This is a genomic window from Hydrogenophaga flava NBRC 102514 (assembly GCF_001571145.1).
GTDB classification, from domain to species: Bacteria; Pseudomonadota; Gammaproteobacteria; order Burkholderiales; family Burkholderiaceae_C; genus Hydrogenophaga; species Hydrogenophaga flava.
The window spans coordinates 32439-51676 of record NZ_BCTF01000033.1 but is presented as its reverse complement, the minus strand read 5'-3'; the positions used below and the strand labels follow the sequence as shown (position 1 = coordinate 51676).

Annotated in this window: 17 protein-coding genes; 11 read left to right on the top strand and 6 right to left on the bottom strand. The window is 61.3% G+C overall.

Annotated features, from left to right (window positions below):
• The 4 genes from HFL01S_RS22175 to HFL01S_RS22160 form a co-directional block, all read left to right on the top strand.
• On the top strand, window positions 1–1097 hold a 1097-nt coding region (locus tag HFL01S_RS22175), incomplete at its 5' end, for an amidohydrolase family protein (RefSeq protein WP_157539032.1).
• A 306-nt stretch (window positions 1098–1403) separates the two neighbouring features.
• Window positions 1404–2630 (top strand): hypothetical protein, encoded by a 1227-nt coding sequence (locus HFL01S_RS22170; RefSeq protein ID WP_157539030.1) that lies wholly within the window; start codon window positions 1404–1406, stop codon window positions 2628–2630.
• Window positions 2627–3556, top strand: coding sequence for a DUF2272 domain-containing protein (locus HFL01S_RS22165; protein ID WP_066262895.1), 930 nt, complete (start codon window positions 2627–2629; stop codon window positions 3554–3556). Before HFL01S_RS22170 ends, HFL01S_RS22165 begins: the two co-directional genes overlap by 4 nt.
• On the top strand, window positions 3553–4473 hold the full coding sequence (locus HFL01S_RS22160; RefSeq protein ID WP_066262892.1) for a hypothetical protein: 921 nt from the start codon (window positions 3553–3555) through the stop codon (window positions 4471–4473). The genes HFL01S_RS22165 and HFL01S_RS22160 overlap by 4 nt, the downstream gene beginning before the upstream one ends.
• 343 nt (window positions 4474–4816) lie before the next feature.
• On the opposite strand, the gene HFL01S_RS22155 is transcribed toward HFL01S_RS22160, so the two are convergent.
• Both HFL01S_RS22155 and HFL01S_RS22150 read right to left on the bottom strand, forming a co-directional pair.
• On the bottom strand, window positions 4817–6079 hold the full coding sequence (locus HFL01S_RS22155) for a hypothetical protein (protein ID WP_157539028.1): 1263 nt from the start codon (window positions 6077–6079) through the stop codon (window positions 4817–4819).
• Between the two features lie 76 nt (window positions 6080–6155).
• Window positions 6156–7739 (bottom strand): NYN domain-containing protein, encoded by a 1584-nt coding sequence (locus tag HFL01S_RS22150; protein WP_066262888.1) that lies wholly within the window; start codon window positions 7737–7739, stop codon window positions 6156–6158.
• Between the two features lie 440 nt (window positions 7740–8179).
• Here HFL01S_RS22150 and HFL01S_RS22145 point away from each other — a divergent pair, with 440 nt between their 5' ends.
• From HFL01S_RS22145 to HFL01S_RS22115, 7 genes are all read left to right on the top strand, one after another.
• Window positions 8180–8716 (top strand): JAB domain-containing protein, encoded by a 537-nt coding sequence (locus HFL01S_RS22145; protein WP_066262877.1) that lies wholly within the window; start codon window positions 8180–8182, stop codon window positions 8714–8716.
• Window positions 8717–9418: 702 nt separating this feature from the next.
• Window positions 9419–9871, top strand: a complete 453-nt coding sequence (locus HFL01S_RS22140) for a single-stranded DNA-binding protein (protein WP_066262874.1) — start codon at window positions 9419–9421, stop codon at window positions 9869–9871.
• Window positions 9872–9945: 74 nt separating this feature from the next.
• Window positions 9946–10806, top strand: coding sequence for a DUF932 domain-containing protein (locus tag HFL01S_RS22135; RefSeq protein ID WP_066262872.1), 861 nt, complete (start codon window positions 9946–9948; stop codon window positions 10804–10806).
• Between the two features lie 214 nt (window positions 10807–11020).
• Window positions 11021–11881, top strand: coding sequence for a ParA family protein (locus HFL01S_RS22130; protein WP_066262905.1), 861 nt, complete (start codon window positions 11021–11023; stop codon window positions 11879–11881).
• A complete protein-coding gene (locus HFL01S_RS22125) occupies window positions 11862–12839 on the top strand; it encodes a ParB/RepB/Spo0J family partition protein (RefSeq protein ID WP_066262869.1) in 978 nt (325 codons plus the stop codon). The genes HFL01S_RS22130 and HFL01S_RS22125 overlap by 20 nt, the downstream gene beginning before the upstream one ends.
• 306 nt (window positions 12840–13145) lie before the next feature.
• On the top strand, window positions 13146–13721 hold the full coding sequence (locus HFL01S_RS22120) for a hypothetical protein (RefSeq protein ID WP_157539027.1): 576 nt from the start codon (window positions 13146–13148) through the stop codon (window positions 13719–13721).
• Between the two features lie 16 nt (window positions 13722–13737).
• On the top strand, window positions 13738–14709 hold the full coding sequence (locus HFL01S_RS22115) for a relaxase/mobilization nuclease domain-containing protein (protein ID WP_066262864.1): 972 nt from the start codon (window positions 13738–13740) through the stop codon (window positions 14707–14709).
• Between the two features lie 123 nt (window positions 14710–14832).
• Here HFL01S_RS22115 and HFL01S_RS22110 read toward each other — a convergent pair whose 3' ends face one another.
• From HFL01S_RS22110 to HFL01S_RS22105, 4 genes are all read right to left on the bottom strand, one after another.
• A complete protein-coding gene (locus HFL01S_RS22110; RefSeq protein ID WP_066262862.1) occupies window positions 14833–16452 on the bottom strand; it encodes a DUF2326 domain-containing protein in 1620 nt (539 codons plus the stop codon).
• Entirely contained in the window at window positions 16445–16663 is a 219-nt protein-coding gene (locus HFL01S_RS26005; RefSeq protein WP_084383563.1) for an ABC-three component system middle component 7, read from the bottom strand. Before HFL01S_RS26005 ends, HFL01S_RS22110 begins: the two co-directional genes overlap by 8 nt.
• Window positions 16650–17381 (bottom strand): ABC-three component system protein, encoded by a 732-nt coding sequence (locus HFL01S_RS24855; protein WP_218008660.1) that lies wholly within the window; start codon window positions 17379–17381, stop codon window positions 16650–16652. The genes HFL01S_RS26005 and HFL01S_RS24855 overlap by 14 nt, the downstream gene beginning before the upstream one ends.
• A 642-nt stretch (window positions 17382–18023) precedes the next feature.
• Window positions 18024–19184 (bottom strand): Fic family protein, encoded by a 1161-nt coding sequence (locus tag HFL01S_RS22105; protein ID WP_066262861.1) that lies wholly within the window; start codon window positions 19182–19184, stop codon window positions 18024–18026.
• Window positions 19185–19238 lie beyond the last annotated feature (54 nt).

Sequence of the window (19238 nt, the reverse complement as noted above, 5' to 3'; positions counted from 1 at the left end):
GACAGAAGTTCACCGTGGCGCTGCTATGCCCCGCGTTGGTGGACTATGACCACTGGCTTGGCCAGTACATCGAGGGAAGCGGTTCTTCACCGCTTCCTGAGCAGGTTACCGTGATGGGACGCATTGCACGCCGGTCAGAGGGCCCCGCGGTTCATGGTTACATCGGCTTCGATCCGCTGCGCCAAGCGGCCTTCGAGGCGGGCATTTTCAAGGGCTACGACCCACTGGCACTAGTACGCAAGGCACTGCGTGAGGAGGGCTTTCTCGGTGTGAAGCTCTACCCGCCCATGGGCTTCCGAGCTATCGGTAACGCTGACCCATGCCAGACCTACCCAGGAGAGCGCAACGCAGCGGTCGAACGACTATTGTCTCTCGGCCCCGATGATCGGGCTGTAGAGGGTTGTATGGCGCCGCGGCCGCACGCTGGATCACCGGCGCTGGGACGTCGGCTAGATGCCTCCTTAGGGAAGCTATTCGACGAATGCGTGCGCGAAGAGGGCGCGATCATCGCTCACGCCAACGATAGCAACGGCGCGAACGACGGCTACAGTCATCGCGCCGATCCCGCGTACTGGCTCGATGTGTTCGTCCGCTGGCCAAAGCTACGCGTGGCACTTGCTCACTTCGGTTCCTTCGACGCGGTTTCAGTCGGAAGACCAGATGGCTCTACTGGTGCGCAGGCGAGCTGGGAGTGGACTCTGGGTCGCTGGCTGCAGCGCAATCCGCGCGCAACTGTGTATGCGGATATTAGCTATCTGGTTGAGATAGTAGGTCGTAACCCGGCCGATTCGGCGAAGTACGACGCCACGATGAGTGACTGGATTTCACGGTTCGACCCGGAATGCCGTCATTTGATGTTCGGTACCGACTGGATGATGCTAGGCCTCGACAAGGCTTATGAGGGGTATACCGAGCGGGTCTATCAGTACTTCCGCCGAAACATCGGCTTTAGCGATGCAATGCTTTCACGTCTGTTCTCGCAGAATGCCGCGACTTTTCTAGGACTGCGCCAGGGTGATGCTGCACGTAATCGCCTACAGAAATTCTACCGGCGACACGGTCTGCCGGAAGACCGCCTGCCAAGTTTCCAAATGTGAGGCACGTCTTTCCGCCCAAAGTGTGGTGCCTGTCATGTGTGATCACTTTGAATCCCTTATCCTGCCCGAGCGCCTGCGATGCATTAAGAGGTGGGTCACCCACCGGAAAGAAGGGCCATGTCTGGCCGGGTTACCTAGTGCCCGTCATCCGACGGTACTGGCATCTCGACATGGTTGCTATTGACGTACCGATGCGAGAAACTGGTGCCGTACTGGGCGAGCAACGCTCGTTTGCGGTCAACATTCGATGTATTCATTCGCCTTGTAGGTCGCATTGATGTACTCACCTGTTGGAAGAGGAACCGGATGATGCATTTGCTGTTGAGCGCGTCGCGCTTTGCTGGGGTGTCGTTGCTTTCGGCGGCGCTGGTGGTGCCACTGGCCGTAGCGGCGGCTGATGGTGCCTTGCGGCTTCCTTCGTACCCACAAGGCGGGCGCCTTGTCGATTGGACGCTGACCGACAGTCGCTTCGGCTTCGTCGCGCACTACAGCCTCGCGCTGGCGCGCGAACTCGACGGTTGTGCCGGCGCTGACCCGAGCCTGGCCGCGCTGTTGCGCATCGCGCCGCACCTCGTCACGACGTCGACGGTCGATGCGCTGAACCAGCTGCAGAAGTGCAAGCCCGTCGTCGGCGGCGGCAGTGGGCCGTCGGCCTTCGATCGGCTGGCCGCGCTCGAGACGGGTCAGCCGTCGCCCAGGGTGTTCGACCGTGCGCGTGCGCTGGCGCTGCGCGCATCGCCGCTCACGCCCGACTACGACCGAACGTTCTGGGACCTCACAGGAGACGGCCACCGCCGCAGCGCCGACCCCGACTCGCTTTTCACCTGGGGACCATGGCGCGCCACGGCCGGTCACGGTTGCACGCTGCAGCGCGTACTGGGGCGGCTGAACGAAGACGCACAGACGCAGCCGTTGTTGGTCGCCGCCTTCGAGGGTGAACTGTTGGCTCCATTGCTGGAAGACTTGCTCGGCAAGGATGGCTGTACGCGCGCGAAGGCGCTGCTGCTGCCGCTGACGCGGGACGCCGCGCGCGGCGACGCCCTGCAGCTTGCGTTGGCGCTGCTCGCCACCTCGGCGCGCGTGCGTGCGATTTACGACGACGTGTTCTACGGCCGCGGTGGCGTTCGGCTGGCTCCCGTGGAGGCCTATGCGGCGGCGTGGAAGGCCGCGGGCCGCGAAGTCACCGAAGTGGACGCCGCGTTCTTCCTGCAGCGCTCTCTGCAGTACACCAACGTGACCAAGGAGCAGGTGGATCACTTTAAGGCCGAGGCCGCTTCGGCCGCCGCGCCGTGGCAGCTGCGCCGATTGGCATCGCGCACCTTCAACGCAGCGTCGCCCGGCGCGCGCTCGTTCCAGACCGGCTACGACGTGGCGGTGTACATCGACGGCGCCGACGGCAAGCTTGAGCGCGACGAGATCGAAGCCTGGGTGGCGCAAAGCCGACTCAAAGCCAGTGACGTGGGGCTGCAAGACAAGCCGGTTGATATCTGCGGCGTCTTCACGCTGCGCGCTTGCCCGGAGGAGAAGCGATGAACGCGCGGCGTTTGAACTCGACAGCGGCACTGGCCCTGGCGGCCTGCGCCATATCAAGCCCGGCCAACGCCGCGCTTGATCTCGGCCGCCTGCAGTCGGCCTGCACGGCCGCGGCCGCAGCTCCGTCGCCTGCACGCTCGGCCGCGCTCGCGGATCTGTCGATCGGCGAATGGACCAAGTTCGGCCAAGGCAAGATCACGGAGGCCAGCGACGACAAGTTCGTCATGGACTCGAGCGAGACGCCGCTGCTGACCTGGGACAAGGTGTTCCAGTACTGGGTAGCTACGCGCAACGAATCGTTGCTGCACTTTCCGTTCGGCGTCAGCGTCGATGCCGGCGGCAGGCCCAACGGCACCACGAAGGCCTCCTACATGGACGAGGTCAACGCCGTGCGCAGGGCCTTTGCAGCCGACCCGCAGCGGCAGGCACGCATCACCTCGGCGCTGCGGCGCTCGGGCATCAGCGCCGTGCCGTGGTCGGCGGTATTCATCAGCACGATGTTCAAGCTCGGCGGCTATTCCAGCTCCGAGTTCGAAGGCTCGGCGTCGCACTCGATCTACATGCGCAGCGCGATTCGCGCCTTCAATGACGGCCGCGCCGTCTACGGCCAGCTGCCCTGTGATCCGGCGTGGGTCAAGCCGCGCGTCGGCGACCTGGTGTGCTTCAGCCGCACGATGCCGATTAAGTCGTGGGCCGATGTGCTCGCGCGATGGGGCAACACCGGCGGCAGCGACCGCTTTGCCTTCGAGAGCCACTGCGACGTCGTCGTGCATGTCAGCCCGACCACTATCGACTCCGTCGGCGGCAACCTCGGCGACTCGGTCAAGAAGACCGAGCGGCCGACGGCAGGGGGCTTCTTGCGCAAGCCGGCGAAGGAGGCTGCGACGGGCACGGGGTGGTTGATGGTCTTGGTGTTGACGCGATGAGCGCGGTGAAGCTTCTTGCCCTGGCGTCGGCACTTCTGGCGGCCCAGCTCGCGTCGGGGGCTGAGTGCGGCGGCACACCGCTGGCCGGTGCCGGCGGTGTGCCCAAAGCCTGGAAGCTCGACGGCGGTGGCATCGCGGCCTTCGCCAAGATGAACATCAACATCGACGGCTACGCAAAGGCCTATCACCCGAACAACGCAGGAGGCGGCGCTCTGATTCACCTGTGCAATGCCGGTCGCGTGGTGCTGCCTGACGGCACGCGTTATCACGGCTCGGAGAACAACGCCACCTGCACCGGCAAATTCATGACCGATGTCGCCCGCATCGAACAGGCAGGCTGGATGGATCGCAGCGTCGGCGCGGTGGAGTGGTACGGCATCCTTGGCGAAGGAACGGCTGTGGTCGCGGGACGCAAGGTGTCGTCGGTCAAGCCGGTCGAGCAGCGCGACGGAAGCGGCTTCTACGTTTCGCCGACCTCGCTGGCTGACGCGACGGTGAGCGACCGCGCGGAGCAGTCGCGCTACGTGAACCCGCTGCGCATCGCGGCCGCGGTGGCGCCGAAGTCGATCGCGGTGCACGGCGCGGCAATTGGAAGCTTCGGCGTGGCGTACAGCATTCGCAAGAGGATCGCGGTACCCTTTGTCATTGGCGATGCGGGGCCGCGAATCGGCGAAGGATCGGTCGCATTGGCGCGCTCCGTCGCCGGTCTGCCTATCAGCGACGACATCACGCGCGCCAACCGCTTTGCCGGGCAGGTCGATAGGGCTGATGTGCTGTGGGTGTTCTTCGGCGATGGCGTTCAACGCTTCGACAGTAGGGACCCTGGTGCGACGTTCGCTGCCGCTGCATTGGCGTTCGCGACATGGGGGGGGCAAGCGAGGCTTGATCGCTGCGTTTCAACGGTGCCGCGAAACTAGCGCCCCGTTTACGCCTGCGTAACCACCCACGAGAATTTCCCCTCCTCACCAGCATGAAGGCGATCTACTGCATCACCTCCGGATGTCACTATTGGGTCGCGAAGAGCCGGTCACCTTGGCGGGTAGGAGACGCTCGGTCCCTCATGCGAGCCATATTTGTTGAATTGCCGCTGCTCAAGGTGTAGTGGTCGGTCTCCTCACAGGACGACGAATGGCGTGTTATGGCGGCGACTGTCATTGGGCGGCATAACCCGATCGGCTGCAGTCAGCGTTGAACTGTCAAAAGCAGCCTACTGGAGACCATACCCGCCTGATTGGGAACACTCACATGTTGGGAGAATTGCTAAATGTGGGAAGCGCATGTCCCTTGCTCTGCTGGCTGCAGCACGATGCACAGCACTCGCTTTATCCACGCAGTAGATGGTCTGTCGGATGCGAGCACTTGTTCGATGATCGATCGGGCTTGTTCGGTCTTTTGGGCTTCGCTTGCAGCGACATTGGCGATTCGGTGGGCATCCTGCACGTCCATGCCAGTGAGTTCGTAGCCATGGCCCATGGACATCCAGTGCAAAGAGGCCAGCGCACATTGCATGGCGAAGTCCGGCTGGGTCTTGAGGTGGTCGCGTGCAGCTCGATTCAGGGTTTTGGGGTCGCACGGTGAGGCCCAAGCAAGGCGAGTGGCCTGCTCGAACAGCTTTAGGGTCTTGGCGGCGGAGAACCACTTGCCGGGCTCACCGGGCGTGGAGGCGATCAGGTGGTCCAGCAGCTTCTCTTTTGCCAGCTCGGGGTACTTTTTGGCGAGGGCCCTGAAGGTGGCGAGGTGGGTGTTCGCCTGGTTGGCAAGCAGGGCGTACTGGTTGAAGGCTTCGGGGCGGCGACCGGCCTTGAGCAGTTCTACCTCGGCGAAGCGGGCGATAAAGGTTTCGCTGGTGGTGCTGCCTGCGCGTTCACGTAGGTAGGCGACGGCTTCCTCGATCTGGCCTCGGGTCGCCAGCACTTTGGCGCCCCAGACCAGGTAGGGCCAGATCGGGCGCGGGTCCATGTCCAGCAGCTCCATGATCTGATCGTGCCGCTCTGCCTTGAACAGGGCGCTGTAGCAGAGGGTGGTGCCGGAGAAGAAGGCGTATGTGCCGCGCTTGCGCTCTCGCAAGACATTCTTCAGGGTCGGGAGGAGCTGGTCGGACCAGGTGGAGGCCAGTGCCTTTGTGGAGCACAGGTCGCCCCAGTGATCACCGAGGGATTCGATGTAGGGGGGATCGTCTTCCTGAATGGCCTCGAACAGGCGGTCGAGCCATTTCTGGCGCACGTTGGTGCTCACGGGCGCATGGCTGATCAGGGGCGCCAGTTCCTGGACCGTGGCGTAGGTGGCATTGCCAAGGGTGCCCGATGAGCTGTCGATCTGGCAGAGCGCAGGGGAAAGCTTCTCAAGCAGCAGCACGGCGCCTTCGGCTGCACAGGCGGGGTCGTGACTGGCGACGGCGCGGATCTCGGTCAGGGCTTCGTTGATGCGGCCGATGGCCAGCTGAGTGCCTTTCCAGCCAAACGCGCCCCGGCGGAACCGGGCACGGAAGGCCCAGGCAGTGGTTACGGTTCTGGTGGTGGTCATAGCCCGAGAAGGAATCGATAACTTGATGCCTGAACTATCAGCGCCTGGATGGTGTGGGGCTGCTCTCAAAACTGTCTCAGCTCTCGGTCGGCGCGGAAAAGCCTGTCGCCGCAAGCCAAGAAATGAGGCGCTGTCGTGCCTCATCGTCCGCCTGGACTTGAGTCTCACGCGACCACGCCGACAAAATCACTCCCATCGCCGCGGTAATCAGGTCCTGCGGATCGGAAAAGGCTTTGGTGGTGTCGAGGCCTCCAAAGATCAAGGCTTGGAGGACGGCCGCAACGCGCTTGGTCGGGACATGTCGGTTCTCAGCCGCGAGCGACTCTGAGACTTTCCGACTGACTGCGGCGATCTCGAAGGGTTCTTCTTGACCCATATGCAGGCGTGCGTGGTACAGGATGCGTGCGAAATCCTGGGCGCGTATCGCTGGCAGTTCGGTTGCGCGAAGCATCGACGAAACCAGTGTGTCTCCAACGACGCCAGCGGGTGCTTGATGCCGCTCTGGGTCATAAAGGACAAAGGTTGAACCATCTTCCAGCGAGCCCCGCATGAGCGGCTCCAGCGCAAGCCGTTGAAGGTATCCGGCCAATGTCGGAGCGCCATTCCATCCGTCCACCAACTGCGGCAGCGCCTTCCTGAGTTCGGTGCCCAGGGTCGAGAAGTGCAGGGGGCGCTGGGCTGCACTCATCCATTGGCGGATATGGCGGATGGCAGCGTCATCGAGTTGTTCGCTCGACATGGATGATGCTTCCTGTGCTTCCGCCGATTTGGGTTTGTTTGCCGTTCCATTAGGCTCGGCCAGCGACGGTGGTGGCAAAAGGCTTGTCGGTCTCGCGATGGCTTTCTCCCTCCGAACGAGGTCGAATGCCAGTTCTTCTTTGAAGTCGAAGTGCACTCCTGCAGGAGACAGTTGACGAATCAGGGCTCCAAAGGTGCCCGCGCCCGCCCACTGGGAATCCTTCAGTCCAGGGACTTCTCGCTGCAACTGTTGGGCCAGCTTTGCCAACGAGACAGGATCTGCAGCATCCAGAACCAGACGGCGTATCGATCCTTCAGCTTTTTTCCGAAACTCGCCCAGGCGAAGGGATTGCGAGCCAGGATCGAAAACTTGATCGGTGTCAGCGTCGGAGTCATCCTCGACCAGTTGGAGGGCCTCCCGAATGAACGTGGGGATGTCGATCACGGCATCGGCCGCGGCCTTGTAGGACTCCGACATGGCACCAGCCGCAAAGATGATGGTGCGCCGATCGTGTCGTCGCAAACGGCGCGGCAAGGGTGAAAAGTCTGCGTCGGCGGAAAAAACGACGAACTCGTCGAAGTGCGTCGAGTCCTGCAGGGCGTCTATCGTGTCCAGTACCAAGTGGATGTCCGTGCTGGTTTTTCCGGACGCGGTGGTCGGTGGGCAATCGACGATTTCAAAGCCTGCCTCATGAAAAGGGCGCCTGAACTGGTTGAACATGACCGGGTTCAAGTAGCAGCGGCGCACCAGCACCCTGCGATTGCCAGTCGCTTCTGCGTTCGCTCCTGCCGTGGGCAGGTTGTCTGTGAGCCACTGCAGCCACTTGGCCGGTTGTCGGGCCAGCCGATCTGCGCCTTGTGTGCTGATGCGTCTCAGGCCGGAGTACACGTTATCGAAATCGACGAACAAAGCTGTTTTCAAGAGGGCTCCCCGAGATTTGTTGATGCGGTTTCCAGAGAAGATTACCCGAACGCATGACCCGCTCCTTGAACTGTTCAGAGGTTAAAAGCTTTTCCTGGCCGATGCGTTTCAAGCAATTGATTGCGTCCCGGCGTACCGCCGTCGGGCTCTGCGGGCTGCGCCCCGCGCCCCTGTGGTTCGCGGCCATGCGGCTCCGATCCCTGACGTCTCCGGCCGCGGGCATGCCCCCGGCCTGCGCGCTGCGCTTGCCCTCCTCACGCCTGCTTGTGTGGTGGGGCTGGCTTGCTGTTCCCTTCATCCTTGCACACCGTTCTCGCCGTCAAGGTCAGCGCGCATTGCATGCGCTGGCGGCCGTTCGGCCGTCTTCGAACCTGTGACCGCTGCGCTGCGGCGTGCCGGTTCCGGTCTCGGGCAATCCCGCCCGATCACTGGAGTTGGTCATGCAGCACGATCTGTTTTCTTCCCTCGATTCCTTCCAGGCACTCTCGCTTGCCGCTTCCGCCTTGCTGGTGAGCGATGTCGCTGGCCAGTACCGTCCGGCCGAGGCCGACGAGGTGCTGCTGGCGGCGCAGCAGTTGCTGGCCGCCCAGGTGCGCGGCAGCGACTTGATGGACTCACCCGCTGTGGTGAAGGACTTCCTGCGCGCCCGGCTGGGCAACCTGCCTCATGAGGTGTTTGCCGTGGTGCATCTGGACGCACAGAACCGCGTGCTGGACTACGTCGAGATGTTCCGAGGCACTGTGAGTCAGACTTCTGTGTACCCGCGAGAGGTGGTGCGCGATGCGCTCCTGCGCAACAGCTGCGCCCTGGTCCTGGTGCACAACCATCCCAGCGGCGCTGCCCGTCCATCGCGGGCCGACGAGGTTCTGACGCAGACGCTGAAGCAGGCGGCAGCGTTGGTCGATGTGCGGGTGCTCGATCACTTCATCGTGGCGGGCGATTCGGTCAGCTCGATGGCTGAACTGGGCCTCGTGTAGCCCCTGGGGCCTTCGGCCCCATCTTTTTGTTCTTGATCAGCGCGCGGTGCGCGGGCAGAGGGGAGGGCGGAGCATGGCCGGTGATCCACCGGCTTCACAGGGGGCAGCGGCCCTGTCCCGTGCCCGGGGATCGCGGTCTGGTTTCCTTCCCGCTGCGCGGGAACGAGCCCGCTGGACGAACTGACGTTCGGTCCGCTCGCGCCGCTGCGCTGTGGTCTCGTCCCACCCGCCAGATCGTCCCCCCGGTCACCCGCCATGCCCGAAGCCGGGCCGCTGGGAATTCCGGGGGGCAGCGAACACCTGAAGTGATCGCATCGGCTCGAACGCCGCGCCAGTCGCGGCACTTGGTGTCACGCCGTCCGCAGAGCCGCCGCTGCTCAAGTAGCTCGGTCGCCTGCGCTGTGCTGGTCGCCCGAAGAGGCTGGGGCAGCGCGTGCGCCAAAGGACCCACCGCTATCCCCCCACGGCGCCCCCATCCACAGGTGAGGGGGACTTGTGGGGGGATCTTTCAGCGGTGGGCCAGGTGACTGGCTCACTGTTTCGTACTGCAAGGTTTCCCCATCCCCCACCCCTTCCCGAGGGAAGGGGATTTGCCCACCCCCCGCCCGCCCGTGGGCGGGAGCGAGGGAGTCCGAGCGAGAGGATCGGTTTTGAGGAGCCCGGATCGGGGTCCGGCTGGTCGCTCTTGCAAGGAGTTCCACCATGGCCAATGTTCAAGTCATCCAGCGCCACGCGCACCTGGCATCCGCCGTCAAGCTTGAATTTGTCAACGGGCGCGAGGGCAAGGTCGCCAAGGCGGTGCTGACCGCCATCAGCAACAGCCGCCGGGGCAGCGGCGAAGAACGCTCCGAGGAAGCCACCGCGATCCAGTGGACGCTGTGGGCCAAGCAGGCCGAACACGCGGCCGAGTACCTGGGCAAGGGCTCGCACGTGAACCTCGTTGGCCGGGTGCGCAACAACCACTACCAGGACAACGACGGGGTGGAGGTCTACGGGCTAGCGTTCACCGTGGACGAAATCGACTACCTCGACAGCAAGGCCGAAGGCGAGGCACGCCGCGCGCGTGAGGGTGCCGGTGATCCCCCCGCAGCCGCCCCCAGCGCACCCACCCCCAGCCGCAAGGCCCGCAACGAGCGCCAACCGGCACACGACTGACGCAGCAAGCCGGGCGGTTCGGCCGCCCGGCTTCCTCATCCAGTTTCCCCATTCACCGAATCAGGAGCATCACCATGATCTCTTCCGCCCATTCCCCCCGTCTGGCCGCCCGCTTTGGCCAGAACACCTTCGTGATCCGCAGCGAGACCCCGCTGGCCGAAGACCAGATGCGCCGGGCCGCGCCGTCGATCTTTGCCGAGGGCAAACACGGCAGCCGCTCCGAGCGCTACACCTACATCCCCACCATCGACGTGCTGCGAGGTCTGCGCCAGGAAGGCTTCGAACCCTTCATGGTGGCCCAGAGCAAGAGCCGCATCGAAGGTAAGACCGAGTTCACCAAACACATGATCCGCATGCGCCACGCGGGGCAGGTGAACACCCGGCCCGAGGCCAACGAGATCATCCTGATCAACAGCCACGACGGCGCCAGCAGCTACCAGATGCTGGCGGGCGTGTTCCGCTTTGTCTGCTGCAACGGTCTGGTGGTGGGTGACGTTGCCAACGACATCCGCATCCCGCACAAGGGCAACATCCAGGACGAGGTGATCGAAGGCGCGTTCCGGGTGCTGGAGGACTTTGAGCTGGTAGACGCGTCCACCGACAGCATGAAGGCCCTGCCGCTGCAGCGTGAGGAACAGCAGGCCTTTGCCACCGCCGCCCTGGCGCTGCGCTACGGAGAACGGGGGGAGGGTGAGTCACCCGCCCCTGTGACCGCCGAGCAACTGATCGAAGCACGCCGTCCGGAAGACTTCGGCAACAGCCTGTGGACCACGTTTCAGCGGGTGCAGGAGAACGCCCTGCGTGGTGGTCAGCCGGGGCGCGGTGCCAAGGGCCGGCGCCTGCACACCCGCCCGGTGGCCAGCATCGACCGCAGCGTGAGCTTGAACCGCGCGCTGTGGGTGCGGGCTGAAGAGATGCGCAAGCTCAAGGCATGAGCAATTGAAACGCTGGATTCAGACTCGAATCCAGCTCTCGCGCCACGCCGCACCTGGCCCATCATCGGGCGGTGCGTGCGCGTGAAATTCCGAAGCGCGCTCGCCGGCTGGCGCCGGCTCGCGCGATCCCGGCCGCTGGCGCATCGAGCGCGGCGCCCGGGAAACGTCCTCCGCCTCGGTGATCCCCATGTCGGTCGCGCTGGAGGACTCCCCCATGAAGACCCTTGTGCTTGCCAACCAGAAGGGTGGCGTCGGCAAATCTGCCGTCGCCACCTTGCTGGCCCATCATTTCCGCCAACTCGGCCTGCGCGTGCTGGCCATCGACCTGGACCACCAGGGCAACTTCTCTGACCCAGTGAGAAAGAGCCAGCGCGCTGCCGTGGCCGAGGTCCCGGCCAGTGGCTTGCTGACGCAGAGCAAACCCGCCATCCCGCCCGCCGAGTTCGTGCTGGTGGCTGCAGACCCGGATCTCTCCGGGCTGGAGCGCCAGCCGAGCCTGCACAACGTGTTCGCCAATCACTTCCGCGAGTTCCTGGCGTCGATGGACAAACGGTTCGACGTCTGCATCGTGGACACCAACCCCAACCCTGACATCCGCATGACCACGGCACTCGCCTCGGCCGACTTTGTACTCTCGCCGATCCAGCTCAACCAGGAAGCCATGGACGGCGTGTCCGCGCTGCTCAACCACCCTCGGGTGGGCGTGCGCAGGATCAAGGCGGTGCTCAACCCCAAGCTGCACCTGATCGGTCTGTACCCAACGATGGTGGAGGCCACGCCGCTTCAGCGCGAGAATTTCATGCAGCTGATTCAGAAGTACAGCCCGATGCTGATTCCCATCGGCCCCAAGCCGGGTGAGATTGCTTCAATGCCACGCCGTTCGGCCGTGGCCGAAGCGCAGGCCGAAGGGCTGGTTCTGTGGGAGATGAAGAAGACCGCCGCGCGCGAAGCCTGGCGCGAGATCGAACCTGGTCTGCGCTTCATCGCCAACACGGTGCTGTTGCCGACCCCAGCGACCACGACCACCGCGACCCAACCCTTGAACGGAGCGAAACATGGCCTTGTCGCTCGATGACCTGAACCTGCTGCCACCAGCCGGGGCAGGGGAGATCGGTACCCCGATGCGCATCCCGCTCGATGCCATAGAAGAGGACCCGGACCAACCCCGGCAGGAGTTCGACAACGAGTCCCTAGCCGAACTCGCCGAGACCATCCGAACGCGAGGCGTGCGTCAGCCGGTGTCGGTGCGCCCGCACCCTGCGCAGCCTGGCCGATGGGTGCTCAACTTCGGAGCCAGGCGCCTGCGTGAGTCCCGTCTTGCAGGAACGGCCGACATACCGGCTTTCGTGGACCACACGGCCAACAGCGTGGACCAGTTCATCGAGAACGAGCAGCGCAAAGGCCTGACCCCGCTGGAGATAGCGCTGTTCGTGCAGCGGGCACTCAACCGGGGCGAGTCGCAAGCCGACATTGCGAGGACCATCGGCAAGAGCCGCCAGTACGTGACCCTGGCCACCGCGCTGATCGACCCGCCCGACTGGCTGATGACGGCGTACCGGCATGGGCGCTGCCGGGGGCTGACAGAGCTCTACGAACTGCGCAAACTGGCCGCAGAGCATCCGCAGTATGTCGAAGCCTGGGCCTCAGATCGTGGGGCCATCACGCGCGAACTTGTCATGGCACTGCGCGCCGACTTGGCCGATGGTTCGAACAGCGTTCGAAGAGGCACGTCGGCACTGATCGAGTCCATGCAGACCAGTTTGGAGCAGAGCGCTGCTCAGGGCCCCTCTGTGAAGAGCAGCCCATCCGTCCCGCAAGCCGCCGAGCCCATACCCCGTGCACCTCGGCTGGCACCGCTGAGACTGATGGCCCAGCTGGGTACTGCGCAGGTGGCGGTCAACACCCAGCAAGCCCCACCGCAGGCCGGACAGGTCTATGTGATCCCGGTGGACGGTGGCAAGGTGCAAGCGGTTCTCGCCAGTCAGCTGACTCTGGTTGGACTTGTCCCGGACAAGGGTTGTCAAGCAGCTTGACAACTCACCGTTCAAAGTCGCGCCACAACTCGACGGGTGCTCGACAGCCGGTCCCTGGCTCTGACGCCATCGGGCCTCTGCCATCCTCACTCTGATCGCTCTCCCTGCCTCACTGGTTGTAAAGCAGCTTGACAACCAGTGGGCGAGAGGCTGCGCCGGTTTTGCTGGATTTTCGACCGAATCCAGCGCCTCGAATCGACCGATCCTCGACGACCATAGGTTCATAGGTGAGTGCAGGAAAGGCGGTGCGCCGCCAGCTTCACAAACGCCTCGCTGCGCTCACGTTGTGCTCCCTTCGATCGCATCATGAACACCCATCAACCTGACTTCGTCTCGGTCGATATGCGCGGTCTCAAGACCTCGCTGGTCGAGCGCGCTCAAGCCGAGCGGGTGAGTGTGTCGGTGCTGGTTCGGCGGGCTGTGGCCCGCGAACTGGGCTTGGGTGAGCCCCCTGCACAGGACAAGCCCGATGCTCTGCAAGGCTTGGCCTCGGGTGCCGCCATCGTCAAGTTGTCCATCCGATTGACAACCGACGAAGCTGAACGGCTGGTGGCGGGCGCACGTTCGGTGGGGCTCTCGCGCGGCGCCTACCTGGCCGGTCTCATCGCAGGCATCCCCGCGCTGACATCAGGGACCAGCCGAGTCGATCAGCTCGCAGCGCTCACCGCGTCCAACGCCCAGCTCTCCAGCCTCAGCCGCAACATCCACGCCCTCACGCGGTTTCTGACCCTGGGCAACGTGCCGCAGGCGCTGGTGTACCGCGACATGCTCGACACCCTGGATGGGGATGTCCGGCGCCACCTCACCCAAGCCGCTGGCTTGCTGGCCGATCTGCGCCCGCGTGGGCAAACCGCCGAAACCCGGCACCAATCCAACCGCTGACACCCAGGAGTACACCATGGCCCAGACACCCAACATCGATGGCGTGCTCGCTCAGTGGGGCGATCGCCTGTTCTACCCGGGCAACCGGGTCGTCAAGGTCCAACCCCAGCCCCGGCTAGACAATGGTTCCATGCGACAGCGGGCGACCGCGATCCGCCAACGCATCGAAGCCACGGTGGTGCGCCGGGCGCCGCAGGTCATGGTCAAGGTAACGGGGGGAGGGCGGGGCATGCAGGCCATTGCGGCCCACCTTCGTTACATCAGCAAGAATGGCCGGCTCGACATTGAGAACGAGCAGGGCGAGACCATTCGAGGCAAAAGCGCGGTGCACGAGCTGGCCGACGACTGGCGGTTCGGGGGCAGCCTGATCGACGACGTCGGGTACCGGCGCGAGGCCTTCAACCTCATGCTGTCGATGCCCCGTGGCACCGACCCGTTGATCGTGCAAAAAGCGGCGCGCGAGTTCGCGCAGACCGAGCTGGCCGACCACAAGTACGTGATGGTGCTGCACGACCACCAGGCCAACCCACATGTGCACATCAGCGTGCGGGCTGAGTCCATATACGGCCGGCGCCTCAACCCCCGCAAGGCCGATCTCCACCGTTGGCGAGAAACCTTTGCCGAGAGGTTACGCGGTTATGGCATCGACGCGGAGGCGACGCGGCAGGCGGCACGCGGGCAGAGCCGGAGCCCGGACGCGCTGTGGCGCCTGAAGGCCAGGGATGACGGACGATTGAAGAAGGCCCGGCCGATGAACAAAGCCGGAGCACAGGCGCGTGCCAGCCGGGCAGATGCACTTGGGGCATGGGTTCAGATTGGAAAAGCACTGGCCAGAACCGGCGACGCCAAGGATGTGCAACTGGCCACTTCGATTGCGGCATTCATTCAAGAACAGTCGGCTACCTGGGCGCCATCGAAGATTGACAGAGTGTCTGAGCGGGATATACCGCCTTCAGCGCAGGGGGGCAATCCAACGATGCGGCGCTGAGCCTGTTGAAGGGCAGTGGGATTGTGTTTTCAGCCAAGCACCTGAGCAACTCAATACATCGAAAAGCGGCACAAGGCTGAACAGGGTCATTCACGCACAAAGCGACACGTAGTGACGATGGCCTCACTTGCGGTCTCGCCAGTCCTTGTTGTAAAGCAATTTGTCATGGGCTAGTTTCAAGACAGTGAAGCGCTGAAGGAACGCGACAAACTCTTGGCCATACTTCTTCCCTTCATCGAATGAGATGAAAATCTGTTTTGTCTTGGCTGCCGCAAAGATGCGCAGAATTCTTTTGACTGCTGTTACTTGAATGTTCTTATAAATAACCGAGTCGTGGATGACGTAAGGAATCTTTGTTAGCGAAAGCATTGCAAGGTCAAAGCCGATCAAGCCCGCATAAGACGCCCCCGTTCCAGAATCCGCTGGGGATGTGAATTGATAAGAACTGGCGCTTTTGAAGCGCAACTCAGAACTAGCCCTGGATGCACCATAAACAACTGCATTGAAGGCTTTCAGTTTTAAGTTAATGCGATTTTCAAGATCAAGAAATATCTTTGTGTATATTCTATCGAGTCTTTCGTTGGTAGCCTTGATCGCCTCCTCCAAGTCTACCTTCTGGTCAAAGTGCCTAATTTCCTCTGTAGCTCTATCAGTAGTTTCCTTGAGGTCAAAAACCTGTTTAAAAAGATCGTCAGGCATTCCCTTGGAACTAAGTTTTGCCTGAATATGACTCTCGACTGTGGCAATTTCAGTACCCATGGCATTGTCTTCAAGCTGTGCATTCGCTAGTTCTTCTTTTAGTTGTTTTTTAACAGCGGCGCCAATCTTCTGATGAAACATTTCGACTTGCTCTAAGCGTTCAACATTGATGGCAGGGAAAAAATCTGTTAAGAGTGCGATATTTGCAGCAAGCCGAGGGGTGATTCCCGTCATCTCTCTTTGCAATCGTCGAATCTTGTTCTGCAACTCAGCGCGAGATGCAGATAGATCATTTTTTCGATACTGCTGCTTCTTGAGATCTTCATCAAACAGTGATTCATAGGCATTCAATGCGCCACCAAACCCATCCTTGAGCTGCTGAATTTTCCCGCCGTTCTCTTCGATCAGCCGGAGATTCTCCTCGCGCTTTTTCTTGTTGATGTTTGGAATTATATTTGCATCCATAGATTTATTTATAAGTGTTTTCTTTTCCTTTTGCGCTTCAAGGGTGGTCCGCTCAGCAGCTATGTCGGAGCTTCGCCCAAACATATCAATAATCCTAGCAATTGCTATTGCGTTCGCCTCTTTTGTGGCGCCTGCAAACGGCTGATTGGGATCAAGTCCTCCCTTTCGCCATATCCGAGAGTAGGGATTTACGATCGATCTGAAAGATGTCTCTAAATCTTCCAGTTCGTAGTTTGACTCCAGGAAGCCTTTGTATTCATCAAGTGACTTCTCGCCAACCCAAATGTATTTGTCATCGCAAAGATGAATGATCTCCGGTGAGGCGGTGTTGCGTGAGAGATAAAAAACCTCTCCATTGAACTCCAAAGAAAAGTTGTAATGGTGATGCCCCAACTCCCGAATAACGCCCGCCTCGTCCCTGAGGAAGGTTGATCCTCCCATAACGAAGTCAATCACCATTAAAACAGTTGATTTTCCGATGGAGTTTCGTGCATCATCGTCCCCAAGGACGATGTTCAGACCTTCATGAAAAACAATCTCACCCTGGCTAAAGTGTTTGCAACTTATTGCTTTAAGCATAATTAACCTGCCCCTGTTCGTCTACTTCTAGCATCCCGAGTACATAAAGCGCGTCAACTGCGTGGAGAAATTCACTTGTGTCTTGAAAAACGCTTCGAGTTCGGTAATAAAGATCCAAGACACTTTCAGAATCCGGCCTACCTCGAAGAATTTTCGCCGCCTTGAAGATGGTTGACTCTTCAAGTCTTGTGAATTTACTAGGTACCAGCATCGAATACCTCGCAATTCTGGACGAAGAAGGAGGTAAGAACCCTTGCAGCAATTAGTGCTTTTCCTGTCCTGCTGCTTATCCACTCGGCCACGTAGCTAAAAACAGCATCTTTATTATTGGGATGCTGTCGATGCATCTCAAGATAGTAAGTCTTTATTTGCGACTGCAGTATTCTGATTGAAAGTTGGTCGTTTTGTTCAAGAAGCCGAATATGGTCTCGAATCCGGATGTAGTAGCTGGTTGCATAGAGCTTTATCTCGTTTTGCTGCAGCGGGCTCATACCATTTCGCAGCTTATTTTCGATGGTGGATGTTTCGAACTGTGCCGGCGGTATTGTTGCAACGTCGCTTTCCATGGCCGCGATTTTGTCGAGTATTCCAAATACCTCTTGCTGAATTCCATATTGGGCCGCTGTCTCCTTGGCCTTTGCATCAGCGAGGAACCCATCCTTTACTTTTCGGATGCGATCCATCTCGTCAATCTGGAAATTCTTGTCGAAACGTGTGTGACATGTAGGGCACAACGCAATGACGTTTTCTAGACCGTTGATGTCAATAGGGGGTGTCCGCCCGACGAGCGCCAATGTTTGGGCGGGCGTGGGATGGAGTGGAAAGATATGAGCAATCTCATAGCTTTTCGTGATCTTCTTAACCCCGGGCTTAAGGAAGAGAATTGGAGCCCTACACAAAGGACAGCAGCCCCCCGTCTCCGCGTACAAGATGCTGTGCTGGTTGTCTGTGTAGTCAATTCGCTTTGACTTCGTCGCTGTCGTAGGCATCGGCTTGGCTACTCTGATCGGTTGAAGAGGTGGCTCGGGCCACGATGCTGGATGCCCACTACTCCGACAAAAACTGGCACTGACCTCCGTAGGCATACGTACGCCAGTCTCGCACCTCCCTGGAGCGGAGTGCTGGCAGTCTCAATGACGCTCATGCGCCTCATTTTTTTTAACACAATCTCCTCCCGCTGTACTTCAGTTCGCAACGTCAATACGCAGGTTGTAACACGACATATGCCAACAATTGGACATATGAGGCCCAGGCCAAGACTGGACTGCATCAAGAGCTGGCGAGCTGGTGGTGTCGCGCACGTTTGAACGCTAGGTCAACGAGCAGCACATTGGGCGGCCATTCACAATAGGTTCACGGAACTGGGCCATCCACTGACGGTGGTTGTGGCGTAGCCAACTCCGGGGCTAGGGAGGTCTGGTCTTACGATACTTTATGCAACAAGCACTGCGGCGATCTTCAGATCGGACGTTTGTCTGGCCAGAGGCCGAACAAGCCGATGATTGCAATGCATCTGAGAGCGAACGTTTGGGCGCGGCGAATAAAGGAGGCAAACGCTGCGGCTCGGGTATTCAGGCCGGTGGTGCCACCAATGCCGCAGGAATGAACCCCTCATCCGTCAGCGCACGCACCACCCCGCGCAGCAGCATGTTGTGGCTGAACCCGATGCTGTACTGCCGCGCCCCTGGCTTGGTGGGTTGCAGCATGCCACCGTCCACCAGTTTGCGTATCTGGTAGGTGCGCTGGTTCGCGTTGAGGTCTGGCATGGCGGCTTCCAGGTCGCCCGCCTTCACCGTGCCTTCCTTGATCGTGGTGTTTAGCACCGCCTGTTCCAGCGGGGTGATCAGCTGCCGCTCGCGGGCATAGTTCACCGCCGGCAGCAGAACCTTGGCTTTGAGGTGTTCGTAATCGGCCAGGCGGTCTACTTTGGTCAGCTCGTCGCGCACGCCGCTGAGCACGTACACGCACCAGCGCTCCAGCGCTTCGTCGGTGCCGGCATCGGCATCGCCCAATCGGGCGTAGTAGGCGTTGCGATCCGCGCAGAACACGGCTGCCGGGTTGAGCAGGCGGCCCACCGCGTTCACGCGGAAACCGTACTTGATGAGCATGGCGTAGGTGAGCAGGCGCACCACCCGACCGTTGCCGTTGCCAAACGGGTGCACCCAGGCGAACCGGTGATGGGCCAGCGCCACCTTCATCAGGTCGTACTTGGGTGGGTCCGCCCGGTTGATGAATGCCACCAGTTCGGTCATGTAGTCCGGCACCTGGGGAGCTTCGGGCGGCAGGTGTTCGGCCTGGGCGATCTTCACCGCGCCCTGGCGGTAGGCGCCCGGGTTGGTGTCGCCCTCGCGCGTGAGGCCGGTCACCGTGGTGGCGTGCAGGCCGCGCAGCAGGTGCTCGGTTATCGGGGCGCCTGGGTCCACGCTGTCTTCCACCTGATGCATGGCGCGCTCGATGTTGGCGATCTCCTGCAACTGCTCAGGCAGGTTCGGGCCATCGATCACCCGGGCTTCCACATAGTCGGCCAGCGTGGTGTGGTTACCCTCGATGCGGGCCGAGGCCAGGCTCTCCAGCACATGAAACACCTGCTTGAGCTGCATGAACACCGGCAGCGGGGTAGTGCCCTGTATCTGCAGGCGCCGCAGGTGCTCAAGGTCTGTCAACACGTCCAGCAGCGGAGAGTCAAAGCTGGGGTTCAGCAGGCGCAGGGGGTGGTGAACAAACTGAACCATGGTGGTTGGCATCTGTAGCGGGGCTTGAAGATATCTGGACTTTAAGACAAAAAG